Source organism: Chryseobacterium sp. FW101-FHT12H09 (assembly GCF_058790395.1).
This window is the reverse complement of record NZ_JBYTCP010000002.1, coordinates 1-13,850: the sequence shown is the minus strand read 5'-3', so window position 1 is coordinate 13,850 and position 13,850 is coordinate 1. Positions and strand designations below refer to the sequence as shown.

General features: G+C 32.1%; 12 protein-coding genes. All 12 read left to right on the top strand.

Going from position 1 to position 13,850, the window contains the following annotated elements; genetic code table 11:
* Positions 1 to 2: 2 nt before the first annotated feature.
* The gene (locus AC3WRL_RS05760) at positions 3 to 1,007 is read left to right on the top strand and encodes a glycosyltransferase family 2 protein (protein ID WP_492329897.1); all 1,005 of its coding nucleotides are present in this window, start codon (positions 3 to 5) and stop codon (positions 1,005 to 1,007) included.
* A gap of 109 nt (positions 1,008 to 1,116) precedes the next feature.
* Complete coding sequence (locus AC3WRL_RS05755; RefSeq protein ID WP_261510164.1) at positions 1,117 to 2,235, top strand: glycosyltransferase family 4 protein; 1,119 nt, start codon at positions 1,117 to 1,119, stop codon at positions 2,233 to 2,235.
* A gap of 37 nt (positions 2,236 to 2,272) precedes the next feature.
* On the top strand, positions 2,273 to 3,139 hold the full coding sequence (locus AC3WRL_RS05750; RefSeq protein WP_261510163.1) for a polysaccharide biosynthesis/export family protein: 867 nt from the start codon (positions 2,273 to 2,275) through the stop codon (positions 3,137 to 3,139).
* Between the two features lie 4 nt (positions 3,140 to 3,143).
* A complete protein-coding gene (locus AC3WRL_RS05745; protein WP_492329896.1) occupies positions 3,144 to 5,627 on the top strand; it encodes an exopolysaccharide transport family protein in 2,484 nt (827 codons plus the stop codon).
* A gap of 212 nt (positions 5,628 to 5,839) precedes the next feature.
* Positions 5,840 to 6,733 (top strand): type IX secretion system protein PorG, encoded by an 894-nt coding sequence (gene porG / locus AC3WRL_RS05740; RefSeq protein ID WP_261510161.1) that lies wholly within the window; start codon positions 5,840 to 5,842, stop codon positions 6,731 to 6,733.
* Between the two features lie 5 nt (positions 6,734 to 6,738).
* Positions 6,739 to 7,488, top strand: coding sequence for an undecaprenyl pyrophosphate synthase (uppS, locus tag AC3WRL_RS05735; protein WP_261510159.1), 750 nt, complete (start codon positions 6,739 to 6,741; stop codon positions 7,486 to 7,488).
* A 29-nt stretch (positions 7,489 to 7,517) separates the two neighbouring features.
* Positions 7,518 to 10,073, top strand: coding sequence for an outer membrane protein assembly factor BamA (bamA, locus tag AC3WRL_RS05730; RefSeq protein ID WP_261510158.1), 2,556 nt, complete (start codon positions 7,518 to 7,520; stop codon positions 10,071 to 10,073).
* An 8-nt stretch (positions 10,074 to 10,081) separates the two neighbouring features.
* A complete protein-coding gene (locus AC3WRL_RS05725) occupies positions 10,082 to 10,642 on the top strand; it encodes an OmpH/Skp family outer membrane protein (RefSeq protein WP_492329895.1) in 561 nt (186 codons plus the stop codon).
* 66 nt (positions 10,643 to 10,708) lie between these two features.
* Positions 10,709 to 11,212: an OmpH/Skp family outer membrane protein gene (locus AC3WRL_RS05720; protein WP_261510156.1), complete on the top strand. Its 504-nt coding sequence runs from the start codon at positions 10,709 to 10,711 to the stop codon at positions 11,210 to 11,212.
* Positions 11,213 to 11,281: 69 nt separating this feature from the next.
* Positions 11,282 to 11,767, top strand: coding sequence for an acyl-CoA thioesterase (locus AC3WRL_RS05715; protein WP_261510155.1), 486 nt, complete (start codon positions 11,282 to 11,284; stop codon positions 11,765 to 11,767).
* On the top strand, positions 11,767 to 12,627 hold the full coding sequence (gene rfbD / locus AC3WRL_RS05710) for a dTDP-4-dehydrorhamnose reductase (RefSeq protein WP_261510154.1): 861 nt from the start codon (positions 11,767 to 11,769) through the stop codon (positions 12,625 to 12,627). The genes AC3WRL_RS05715 and rfbD overlap by 1 nt, the downstream gene beginning before the upstream one ends.
* An 11-nt stretch (positions 12,628 to 12,638) precedes the next feature.
* Positions 12,639 to 13,322 (top strand): hypothetical protein, encoded by a 684-nt coding sequence (locus AC3WRL_RS05705; RefSeq protein ID WP_261510152.1) that lies wholly within the window; start codon positions 12,639 to 12,641, stop codon positions 13,320 to 13,322.
* The last annotated feature ends 528 nt before the right edge of the window (positions 13,323 to 13,850 follow it).

The following is a 13,850-nucleotide window of genomic DNA, read 5'->3' as shown; positions in this document are numbered from 1 at the left end:
ATATGACAAATCTTGTTCCCCCAAAAGTTTCTATCATAGTCCCTGTTTATAATGTTGAAAATTATTTAGCAAAGTGCCTTACTTCTTTAGTTAGTCAGACCCTTCAAAACATTGAAGTTATCATTGTAAATGATGGTAGTAAAGATCATTCTGAAGAAATTATTCAAGAATACGTTAAGAAATTTCCAGAAAAATTAAAAGCCTATCAAAAAGAGAATGGCGGTTTAAGTGATGCCCGTAATTTTGGACTTAATAAAGCAACAGGCGAATATATAGGCTTTGTAGATAGTGACGATTATGTTAAAAAAACAATGTTTGAAGAAATGTTGTATTTAGCAGAAAGACACAATGCTGAAATGGTAATTTGTAACATTCAAAAAGTAGATGAGAATGGAAATGTTACACAAAAGCTGACACAAATTCCCAATATGCCTGAAAAAATTATATTGGAAGATCACTTTTCAGTTTTTTCGGATCTAAGTTATTTTGCCTGTAATAAATTATTTAAAAAAGAACTTTTTGCTCAGAAAAGATTTAAAAAAGGAATTCATTTCGAAGATATCCAGCTTATTCCGCAGCTTCTACTGGAGTGTAGGATATTGGCACAGACTCAAAATTTCCATTATCAATATCTGGAACGAACAGATTCGATCAGTAAAACACATACAGAAAAAGGATTAGATATCTTAAAAGCAGTGAGTGATGTTGAGTCTGCATTTGAGAAATCCCAATATTCAACAAAGAGGAAGGAGTTGAAAAACTTTCAGATCCTTGAAGGAGTGTACACATTTTTAGCTTATCTGGCGTTCGTTAAAAGTACCGATACTTTTTATAAAATGGCTGACCAGTTAAAGCTTTTCATACTTAAAAGAGACATTAAAATTAAAGATATATTGTACTATAGTCGTTTTGGTAAGAATTATATTTTATATTTGCCACTGAAAAAAAAGTTATTTTATCTGTTATTTTTTGCAGGACAAAAAAGATTGATAAGAAAATTGATGTAAACACAAATGTAAGTACTACCGTTTCGATGTATTAAAAATTCCGTGCTATATTTTAGAACGGGCTTGTAATAATTCTTGCCGAGAATGTAATGTACTTAACCAGAAAAAAATGAAGAATTTTGAATTGTTCTTAAGCGAGATGGATATTTCTATTTTTTACGTGAAAATAGGATTAGGCTTCTTATTCTCTTTTTTAATCACGTTTTTCTCCATCCCTACAATTATTAAAATATCCAGAAGAAAAAATCTTATGGATGAGCCAGGTGTGAGAAGTTCTCATCTGAGAAAAATTCCAAATCTTGGCGGAATTGCTATTTTCTACTCCATTGGAATCTGTACTTCTGTTTTTGCATATGAACTATTTGATCTTTACAAATTTCTATTTGCATCTTTGCTTATTCTCCTGTATATCGGGGTAATGGATGACATTGTTGTAATGAGGGCTTATAAAAAACTGGTTGCACAAATTATTGTATCAGCACTTATTGTTACAGGTTCAGATATCAGAATAAGAAGTTTATTTGGTATTTTTGGTATTTACGAATTAGAATATGCAGTAAGTATTATCTTTAGTATTATAACTTTTATCATTCTTATTAATGCGTTCAACCTGATCGATGGGATTGATGGTCTGGCGGGAGGATATTCAGTAATATGCAGTGCTTTATTTGGTATAAGCTATTATAGATTAGGCGAATACAATTACCCTTTGGTTGTATTGTCAGTAGTAATAATTGGAGCTGTTTTAGCATTTTTATATTATAATCTTTCTAATTACAGGACCAATAAAATATTTATGGGAGATACCGGATCCATGTTACTCGGATTTTTGCTTGCATTCACAAGTATCTGTTTTATTGATATATTTATTGATAAGAAACTCCCGGAAGTGCCAAGATATCATTTACAATCTGCACCAGCTATAGCCGTTGCTATATTAATTTTACCCATAGTGGACACATTGAATGTGATTATTGTTAGACTATGGAATAAGAAATCACCATTTGACGCAGATAAAAATCATATACACCATAAGCTACTAAGACTCAATTTGACGCATAGGAGGTCTGGATTTTATATAGTAGTCTATTATTTATTTATAGTAACAATTGCTTACTGGTTTAGACATTTAAATGTAAACCTTTTGCTACTGATTATTGTCGTATTAGGCTTTACTGGTGCTTATTTGCCCGATTTTATTTATAGCGTGAGAAATAATAGGAAGTAACGATTAAATTTTTATTTTTGTAGAACAACATTTGATTATGATAAGAAATTTTAAATATCTATCCCTCTTTTTAATACTGCCTTTTTTTATTACATCTTGTATTACAAAAAAAGATGTAAGATATATGCAGCCCAATGAAAATCTTGTGATTAATGAAGAAGGCCTTGTTCCTTACAATATTCCAGTTTACAGAATCACAAAAAACGATATATTAAATCTGAATATTGTAACAACACCTAAAGGGGATGCCGCACAGTTTTATTCTACGCTAAATACCTCAGGAAGCACAGTCGCTCCAGGTGTTAATGCTAATGCCGCAGCTACTTTAGGACGTACTGGAAGTAATGGTGGTGGGAATACCAATTTCTATTTTAACGGATTGAAAGTAGATTCGAACGGAGAAATTAATGTTTTTGGAATTGGATACATCAAGGCAGAAGGACGAACTATTGAAGAAATTACCAAAGAAATTCAGGAAAAAGTAAATGAAAATTTTCAGGATGGAAAATCACAGGTAAGATTAAATACAGATGGGATTACATATTACATTCTTGGAGATACTGAAGCAGTTGGTATTACTGGAGAGAAAGTAACTCATAAAAATACACTTACAATCACTGAGGCTTTGGCAATCAATGGCGGGCTAAATAAAAGTGTAGACAGAAAAATGGTGGTTATTCATCGAAAGCTGCCGGAAGGAATCAAAATTGCCAAAATAGATCTAACCCGTGAAGATGTAATGAACTCGCCGTACTACTATGTACAAAATGGTGATGAGATTTATCTTAATACAAGAGGAAAAAGCTTGAATGGATTGGGTAAAGACCCGGTACAAACAATAACAACAGGTATTTCGTTGATTACTACAGCGTTGTCAGTTTATTTAATCCTAACAAGACTTTAATATCATGATTCCAGGAAAAGAAACTACTGTTGAGAAAAATAATTCTCAAAAAGACAAAAGCGGATCTTTTGAGTTATTTGATATTGAACATTTTTTAAGAAGAATATTAAAAAATTGGTATTGGTTCGTTCTGATGCTATTAATTGGGTATTGTATCTCTTGGATGTATGGGAAATATTACGCACAAAATATTTACGCTTCAAACCTATCCTTAAGTGTTTCCAATAATACATCGAGCTATTTTACGCCCAATCAATCAATTAACTTTATTTGGGGACAGGGAGGGAATCAAGATGGAATTTATTTGAAGAAAATGCTTTTGTCGAGATCTCACAATGAATTTTTAGTCAAAGAATTAGACCTATTTGTAAATTACTCAACCAAAGGTTCTATTAAATCTACATACCTCGATAAAGATGATTCACCGGTTTTTGTACAAATAGATAAGAAACATCTACAGCAGATGGATTATCCGATCACTTTTATTCCTAAAAGTGGTAATACATACGAAGTCATACTACCGGAAAAAGGTGAATCAACAAATTTGTATAATTACGAATTGGAAGGTTTTCAAAATATTAAAGGTTACAAAAAGCCAGCAAATAAAATAATAAAAGTAGGCGAGTGGTTTACGGCTCCAAATTTAAAGTTCAGATTACTTCAGAATCCTGGGACTCCAAGTATAAAACTAGAAAATATTATCGTTAACCTTAGTACAGTAAATCAGTCTGTTAATGGTATTGTTTCTACTATCGGAGTTGAATTTGACAAAGAAATCAACTCAATTATGATTATTACCAAAACGGGTCTTAATCTAAACGGAACAGTTAACTTTTTGAATAAATCTGTAAGTGAATTACAGAAGAAAAGATTGTTGGATAAAATTACGGTAGATAAAAATACGGATACCTATCTGCAGGATAATCTTACAGGAATAAGAAAAAAACTGGATTCGAGTGCGAACGTTCTTAATTACCTGAAAACTTCAGAAAAATTATATGATATTAAAGATAGGGATGAAAAATCTTTAACGAAGATCAAAGATTTAGAAGCTAAAAAAGCAGACTTAACGAGCAAAATAAGCTCTCTTAATACGATCAAGAATACTCTGGAGACACAGAACTTTGATAAAATGATCAGCACGAGTGCCGCAGGTTTTGATGATGGAATGTTCTCAGCATCCGTCTCCGAACTGAAAGCATTGTATCTTAAAAGAAGAGAGATGGCGACAATTTATACACCGAATTCGGAGCCTATGAAAGAAATCAACAGGCTTATCAGCGATGCCAAACTAAGCTCTTCCAATTCTTTAAATACCTATTATAACGGATATAATATTGAGATCAATAAAATTAATAGGCAGGTATCTGATGCTAATGCTGATCTTGAAGCTTACCCTGAAAAAGAAAGAAGATATTTAGATGCAGAAAGGGGATATAATATGATTGAAGCTACCTATAATAGTTTACTTGGAAGACAGAATGAGACTAAAATGAGAATGGCAACCAATCAGTCTGATATCTCTGTGATTGACCCTGCAAAAAATGTGGGACAATCTCCGATCGGACCCAATATAAAAGGAACTAAGCTTCTTATTATGGGTGGGTTATTACTCCTGCCTTTATTATTTATCTTGATTGGAGAATTGTTAGACAATAAAGTAAGAAATATTAAAGAATTACTGAGTGCAACCAAAATTCCACTACTTGGAGTGGTAGGTAACAATAACAACGAAAATATGCTTACTGTTTTGGATCAGCCGAAATCTTCAGTTTCGGAGGCATTTAGAGGGATAAGAGCAAATATGAGATTTCTGTCTGGAGAAAATGATAAAAGCAAGGTAGTGCTTATTACGTCGTCTATTGGTGGCGAGGGTAAGACTTATGTTTCAATTAATCTTGCATCAGTTCTTGGACTAAGTGATAAAAAAACTATTTTATTAGGAATGGATTTAAGAAAACCAAAGATCTTTGGGGATTTTAAGATCGATAATAAATATGGAATTTCAAATTATTTAACTGGTGAAGTTTCTATTGATCAAATTATTAATAAAACAAATATTCCTAATCTGGATGTTGCTACTTCCGGACCTATTCCACCTAATCCATCTGAATTATTGATGAGTAATAAGAATATTAAATTTATTGAAGAACTCAAGAATATATATGATTTTATTATAATAGATTCCCCTCCTGTAGGCCTTGTGGCGGATTCTTATGAATTGATGAAATATTCGGACACCAATATCTATGTGGTTCGTCATGAATATACAGAGAAATATATGCTTAAGATGATTACAGAAAAATACCATAATAATGAAATTGAGAATTTAGGTCTTGTTTATAACGATTACATCATAAAGCAAGGATACGGATATGGATATGGTTATGGATACGGGTACGGATATTTTGATGAAGATAAAAATTATAAAGAACCACTATTAATAAAAATAAGAAATAAGGTACAAACCATATTTAATAAAAAATAATACATTGAACCCTCATTTAATGGGGGTTTATTGTAGATCAGATTTATTGAATCTATTAAAAAAAGAATATTTTCGGCACTTTGTCGTTTACTTTATAACAAATTATGTTTTTTTGTTTGTTTTTAACTAAACATTAAGAATATCATTAATATAAAAATGTTTTATATTTGCAAAAATTAAATTTTAAAATAACCATAAATCCATATTCTTTTATGAATAAAAAATTATTATTTAGCTTCCTTGCCGTCCTTGGAACATTGGTGAGTGTGAAAGCACAAAGAAACGAATTGGGAGTTCGTCTAGGTATGAGTAACCTAGTGGGTGATATAGGAAGTACGAGTTATATTTTACAAAAGCCGTTGGATTTAAGCAGAGCATCAGATTGGGGAGTTCCATTTTATGGAGGTATTCTATATAGATTTAATTTTAACCCCTATCAAACTGTTAGATTAGATTTAGGATATAATCAGGTTCAGTTTAGTGATAAAGCAGCAAAAGAAGATTATAGAAGAAACAGAAACTCATTTGGGAAAAATAATGTATATGAAGCTAGTTTAATGTTTGAATATAATTTTTTTCCTGTGAATAATGAGCAGATAAGTATGGTAAGTCCATATATCTTTGGGGGAATTGGAGGTTTAATGTTTGACGCCCCTAAAGCTACTCTTGTTAATGATTTTAAAAGAGATGCAGATGGTGTGGCTCAAGCTCCAATTAATGAAATGGACTTTACAACAAAAGCTGAATATTCACTTGGCAAAAAAGTAACAATGCACATTCCTTTTGGAGTAGGATTGAAATATAAGTTTAATCATAGCTGGGCAATATTTGCAGAAGCTACATTTAGATATACATTAACAGATCAGTTAGATCATAGTAAAGTAGTGGCTAAAGATGTAGTATCTACTTATAATGGAGACATTTTAAACCCTGCAACCGGAGGGTCTTTATTACAAACCGGAGATTATTACGCTGTTTCTAAAGAAAGAGAGACTGCATTTATTAGAGATAGGAATATTGGAGACACTAAATCCAAAGACTGGATGAATACCTTTAGTTTAGGTCTTACATTCTCCTTTGGTAGACCTCCATGTTATTGTGAGTAATTAATATGTCGTTGATTAAAGATAAAATAAATTCAGAGAATTTACCAAAGCATGTTGCTATCATTATGGATGGTAACGGAAGATGGGCCAAATCTCGTGGCGAAGAAAGAACTTTTGGCCACAAAAATGCAATTAATGCAGTAAGAAATGCAATTAATGCTTGTAATGAGATTGATATCCCATATTTAACATTGTATACCTTTTCTTCGGAAAACTGGAATCGCCCTTCTAATGAAGTGAATACTTTAATGAATTTACTTACAGAAACATTATTGTTAGAGGCTGAGGAGATTTTCAGTAAAGGCTTAAGAATGCATGTTATTGGTAATTTAGAAAAACTGCCATCACTTGTAAAAGAGCAATTGCTTAAAGTGGTAGAATTAACAAAAGAAAACACAAAAGGAAATTTAGTACTAGCAATAAGCTATGGCTCTCAAAATGAGATACTGAATGCCGTGAAAAATATAAGTTCCGATGTAAAAGAAGGAAAGGTAGACGTAGAGAATATCGATGAGAAATTATTTGAAAACTATCTTTATACAAAGGATTTTCCACCAGTGGATTTACTTATAAGAACTAGCGGTGAAACAAGAATTAGCAATTTCCTCCTTTGGCAGATCGCCTATGCAGAACTGCAGTTTTTAAATGTTCTATGGCCAGACTTTACAAAAGATATTTTCTTTCAATGTATTGTAGATTATCAAAACAAAGAAAGACGATATGGCCTAACCGGCGAACAAATAAAAATCCAGTAAAATTTTAAGAAAAGAAAGACTACGATAAAATGAAGTTTAGACTATTACCCATCATCATGTTTGTTGCTTCTGCACATTTTTATGGACAGGTAACTCCACAGGATAGCACAAAAGTGAATAACCCTGTGCATGCAGAAAACCAAGCAGGAACCTACGTTCTTAAAGACATTGTTGTAGATGGGGTTAAAAAGTATACACCTGCACAAATCTTAAGATTTACAGGATTATCTAAAGGAGAAAGTGTAGATATCCCCGGGCAAAAAGTTAGCAATGCTATCAAAAAGCTTTGGGATACTCAATCATTTTCTGAAGTAGAGGTTTACGTTCAAAGTATTGAAGGAGAAACGGTAGTTTTGAAATTTTACTTGCAGGACTTAAAAGAGCTTGGAGAAGTTAAATTTTCCGGAAGGGGAATTGGCAAATCTAAAAGTGAAAAAATGGCGAAAGATAATAACCTTAAGCCAGGAACAAAAATTACACAAAATTTAGTTTCAAGCCTTAAAACAAATATCCCAAAAGATTATATTAAAAAAGGGTTTGCAGATGCAAAAATATCCATTCAGGATAAAGTAAATGCAAATGACCCTGCTCTAGTAGATTGGACGATAAATGTAGAAAAAGGTAAAAGAGTAAAGATCGATCACATTGAGTTCGAAGGAAACGAAAGTGTGAGTGATGCTAAGCTTAGAAATAAAGCCTTTAAGGAAACGAAACAAAAAAGATTTGGTATCGGTGGTATTTTAAAATCTTCAAAATTCATTGAAGATAAATATCAAGAGGACAAACAAAGTTTAATAAGCTATTATAACTCTTTAGGATATAGAGATGCAACTATTGTATCTGATTCTGTTTGGAGAAATAAAAGAAATAATTACGAAATTAACGTAAAATTAAAAGAAGGTAAAAAGTACTATATAGGAGATGTTACTTTCACTGGTAACACGGTATACTCTACTGAATATTTACAAAGACTCTTAGGGTACAAGAAGGGAGATATTTACGATGCTGTAGGTTTCAACAAAAAGGTTGGTGAAGATGGTGGTAAAGAAGATGATTCAGATATCAAATCGGTATATATGAATAACGGTTACCTATTTTCTAATGTAACTCCAGTTGAAAAATCTGTTTCAGGTGATTCTATTAATTTGGAAATTAGGGTAAATGAAGGAGAGCAGGCAACTTGGAATAGAGTTACATGGCAAGGAAATACAACGACCCATGACCATGTTATCCTTAGAGCGTTAAGAACAAAACCTGGAGAGTTATTTAAGAAAACTGAAATCAAAAGAACCTACTTCGATTTAGCAGGGATGTCTTTCTTTGATCCACAACAAATTGGTCAGGATATTCAGCCTAACCAACAAGATAATACTGTAGATGTTAATTGGAAATTAGTTGAAAAAGGATCATCACAAGTACAATTACAAGCCGGTTATGGTGGAAATAGTTTTATTGGAACCTTGGGGCTAACGTTTAATAACTTCTCACTAAAGAATTTCCTGAAGTTTAAAGATTTCAGACCTGTACCACAGGGAGATGGGCAGACACTGTCTATTCAGGCTCAAGCTGGACAGTATTTCCAGAATTATGGAGTTTCATTTACTGAACCTTGGTTATTTGGAACAAAGCCTACAGCACTTTCTGTAAGTATTAATAATTCAATTGTTAGATATAGCACATCTATTACGAGTACGAGTACTGATGCTTCAAGATTGAATATTTTCTCAGCTTCTGTTGGTTTGAATAGATTACTTAAATGGCCAGATGACTATTTCTCTTTGTATACTGGCATCCAATATCAGAAATATGATTTTAAGAACTATCCATTTGATTTTGGTGGAACCCAAGAAAACTATGGAACTGCAAATAACTTAAGTTTAAATATAGGGTTAAGCAGAAACTCTGCTGGTATTGATCCTATATTCCCTACAATGGGTTCTAATATCGAACTTTCAGGAAAGTTCACTCCACCTTATTCATTGTTTACGAATAAGAATTATGCTACAATGACTCCAACGGATAAGTATAAATGGATGGAATTTTATAAGATAAAATTCAAAGCTGACGTTTATAACGAAATTGCTGGAAAACTTGTACTTAGATCTTCTGCAGAAATGGGGTTCATGGATGGGTATAACAAACAATTGGGAGCACCACCTTTTGAAAGATTCTATATGGGAGGTACCGGACTTTTTGGAGGACGATATGATGGTAGAGAATTAATTCCATTACGAGGGTATGAAAATGCCTCTAGTTATGGTGGAGATCCTAGCCAAGGAGATATTACTCCTCAAGGAGGGGGTACAATTTATAACAGATTTACTCTAGAGTTAAGATATCCGATCTCATTGAATCAGACAGCTAAAATTTATGCTTTAACTTTTGCGGAAGGAGGTAATGTTTGGAATTCATGGGGTAACTACAACCCATTCCAACTTAAAAGATCAGTAGGGGTAGGAGTAAGAGTTTATATGGGAGCATTTGGTTTAATTGGATTTGACTTTGCTTATGGATTTGATAAACCAATTAATGGATCAGAGCCTTCAGGTTGGAAGACACACTTCTTGATGAACCAATCATTATAATTCACGATATGAAAAACTTTAAAATCATTTTCACATTTGTATTATTTTTGCTTTTCGGTTTTAACAATGCCCAAAAAATTGGAGTTGTTGATACAGAATATATCTTAAATAAGCTTCCACAATATAAAGAAGCTGAAGCAAGATTAAACTCGCAGATTGATACTTGGCAATCAGAACTTCAGAATTTAAATTCTGAATATGAAAAGAAAAGATCTGCCTTTGAAAATGAAAGAGTTTTATTGGTAGGGGATCAGTTGAAATTAAGAGAGAAGGAAGTAATGGATCTGGATAAAAACATTAAAACCACTACAAGTTTACGTTTTGGGACTAATGGAGAAATTACAAAATTGAGATCTAACCTCGTTGAACCTTTTCAGGATCAAATATGGGGCGCTGTTAAAACAATGTCTGAGAAAAATGGATTGGGCATAGTTCTTGATAAAAGCAATAATAATAATGTTATTTTCCTACTACCAAGGTATGATTATACAGATAAAGTATTAACAATATTGTTGAAAGGAACTTCAACAGAAAAAAAAGAAAAAACTAATACGAGAAGTAAAAAGTAATCTTTATAATTAACTTTTACTGAAATTAAAAATCTAAAAACAAATTAAATTATTTATTTACCAATTATGAAAAAATTAAGTGTATTATTTGCAGCAGTAATGATGGTTGTATCTGTAGGTATGGCAAAAGCTCAAAAAATTGCTACTTTAGATGTTATAGGTGTTCTTAATGCAATGCCTGAAAAGAAAAAGGCAGATGCTGATTTAAAGACTTTCTTAGATACTAAGCAAGCAGAGATCAAAAAGAAAGCAGATGCAGGACAAGCTAAATTAAAGCAATATTCTGAAGAGGCTCCTAAGAAAACTGCCGACGAAAACAAAGCTAGAGAAGGTGAATTAGCTAAAATGCAAGAAGAAATTCAGCAAATGAACGATAAAGCTCAAAAAGATTTTGTTGCTAAACAAGATCTTGCTTATGAACCTATTGAGAAAAAACTTAACGAAGCTGTATCTAAAGTTGCTAAAGCTAACGGATATGACTTTATCATGGATGCAAACTCTTCTGCGTTTGTTTACAAAGGAGGTCCAGATGCTACTCCAGCAGTAAAAAAAGAATTAGGTGTTCAATAATTTAACAAATTAACAAACATTTATAAAACTAACCACCTCTTTTAGGGGTGGTTTTTTTATTTTTGCCAAATGGAAAAAGAAGTATCAACCACGGTCAAAGTTAGATTCAGCGATTGCGATCCAATAGGGCATTTGAATAATGTTAAATATTTGGATTATATGTTTAATGCCAGAGAAGATCATGTGGAAACATTTTATGGTTTTACCTATGAAGAATATACAAAGAAAACTGGTTGTACCTGGATTGCCATACAAAACGAAATAGCATACTTAAGAGAAGTGCGATACAATACTCAGGTTGTAATAAGCAGCAAGACGATCGATATACAGGATAGAACTGCTAAAGTTGAAATATTAATGAAGAGTCTTGACGAAAATACAATTCATGCTGTTTTATGGGTTACTGTTATTTATTTTAATGTTAAAACAAGAAAGTCTGACATACATCCTGAAGATGTTAAAGAAATTTTCCATAAATTCTATGTTGATTTAGAACAGAAAGATTTTCAATCAAGAGTTAAGTTTTTAAGATCTCAAAACGCAAAAAATTCATAATGAAAAAAATAGTTGTTATTGGAAGTAACGGTCAACTGGGGAATTGTATTAAGAAAATTGCTCCGGATTTTGAAAGTGATTATGAATTTATTTTCACAGACTCTCAAACTTTAGATGTTACTAATGAAGGGCAGGTTGAAGCTTTCTTTTATGATAGCAAACCAGACTTTTGTATTAATGCTTCAGCATACACTGCTGTAGATCTTGCCGAAAAAGAAAAAGAAAAGGCTTTTGCTGTCAACGCTGATGGGGTTGCTTATCTCGCTCAGGCATGTTACGATCATAAGGCCGTTCTAATCCATGTTTCTACTGATTATGTATTTGATGGAGAAACGAATTTATGTTATTCTGAAGATGATTTTACAAATCCAATCGGAGTATATGGAGAATCTAAATTGAAAGGGGAAGAATTAGCAATGGAGATCAATCCAAAAACAATTATTCTAAGAACCTCTTGGCTATATTCAGAGTTTAATAAGAACTTTGTGAAAACAATGCTGAATTTATTTTCACAAAAAGACGAACTGGGAATTGTAGCTGATCAATTTGGACAGCCAACAAATGCCAATGATTTAGCAGAGGCTATTATGGATATTGTTAGAAACCCTCAGTTAAATTTTGGAATTTTTCATTTTTCAAATTATCCTGAGACGACATGGTATGAATTTGCAAAAAAGATTGCTGAGTTTTCTAAATCTTCAATCAAATTAAATTCTCTTACCACAGAACAGTATCCAACGCCTGCGAAAAGGCCAAAAAGAAGTACTATGTGTTTAGACAAGATAGAAGAAGTGTATAAAATAGAACCAAAACATTGGGAAAACAGCCTGGAAGAATGTGTAAATATTCTTTTACAATAATAAAACACGATATGAGAAACCTTTTAACTTTTATTTTTCTTTTACTGCTTCAGTTTTTTAGTGCACAGAATGTATACTTAACTAAAGTTGAAAAGACAAGCGATAACACAGATAAATTTTTATTTAAAATAAATGAGGAAATAAAAGATGCTCAATACTTAGGGGAAGTTGAAGTACAGGGTTTTTCAAAAGATGATGCAGGCACTTTTTCTTTAATATTTAAAAAAGCAAAAGAAATAGGGGCAAATGCAATTTCGATAAAACCCTTTGAAAATGTGGATGGATCTCCGCAGGCTTTTAACCCTTCCAATTACAAATTGAGCTTGTACTATTTACCCAAAGAAAAGTTCATTTCACAAACAGGATATTTGTATTTATTTGCTTCGTCAGATAAAGAACAAAGAATAAGTGTCAATAAGAAGGATTATACCTTGTCTCCGAGGTCTTTTTTCATAATAAAAACAGTACCAGGAGATCTTTATACAATATCTACTAAAAAACTCTTAGGTTCTACCATTAAAGTACAACCCAAAGCAAACGAAACAAATCAGTATTTTCAAGTATCTGCTTTAAAAGTAAGATCAGATAATACTGGAGTAGGTGGTTTAAATTTAAAGTCAGGAGATATTGTAGGATTAGAGAAATCATTTGCAGAATTTTTAAGTCTTATTTATATTAAACTAGATAAAGAGTAATAAAAAATTCATAAGCCTCTTTCTTAGAGGTTAGATAAATAAACCCCGGCTCAGTTCGGGGTTTATTTATGATTGGCCGGTTCTCAGTACACTTAATAGAAACAAGCTAGTAGTACAGAGTAAAGAATTTTCAATACTATATCTATTATATATAGTATACTAGAAGAACAATTCATTGTTACTATATGCCTTTTTAAAATATTTCTTTTTAATTTCTGAATGAAATTTTCCCATTTCCCCTCTCGAAACCTTCTGTTTTTCTTTTATAGCATTAATTTTTCTTACCTAACTCCTGCTGCTTACTGGGTTTTACTTAATTCCCAAGCTCAGTATGGCAGTTCTTTGCCAATAGGATTAAAATTTTAGTTCTTGTAATTCAGGGAGTTAAAAGTAAATATGAATTAAAAGTAAATTTTATGTTAAATAAGTTTGGATTGTAGTGTTAATAAGGTGTACTTTTGCCCCACTGAAAACGAGAGATAGTAGGTAGCGCAGACGATAAGTAAATAGGACTGAAGGTTAGAAAAA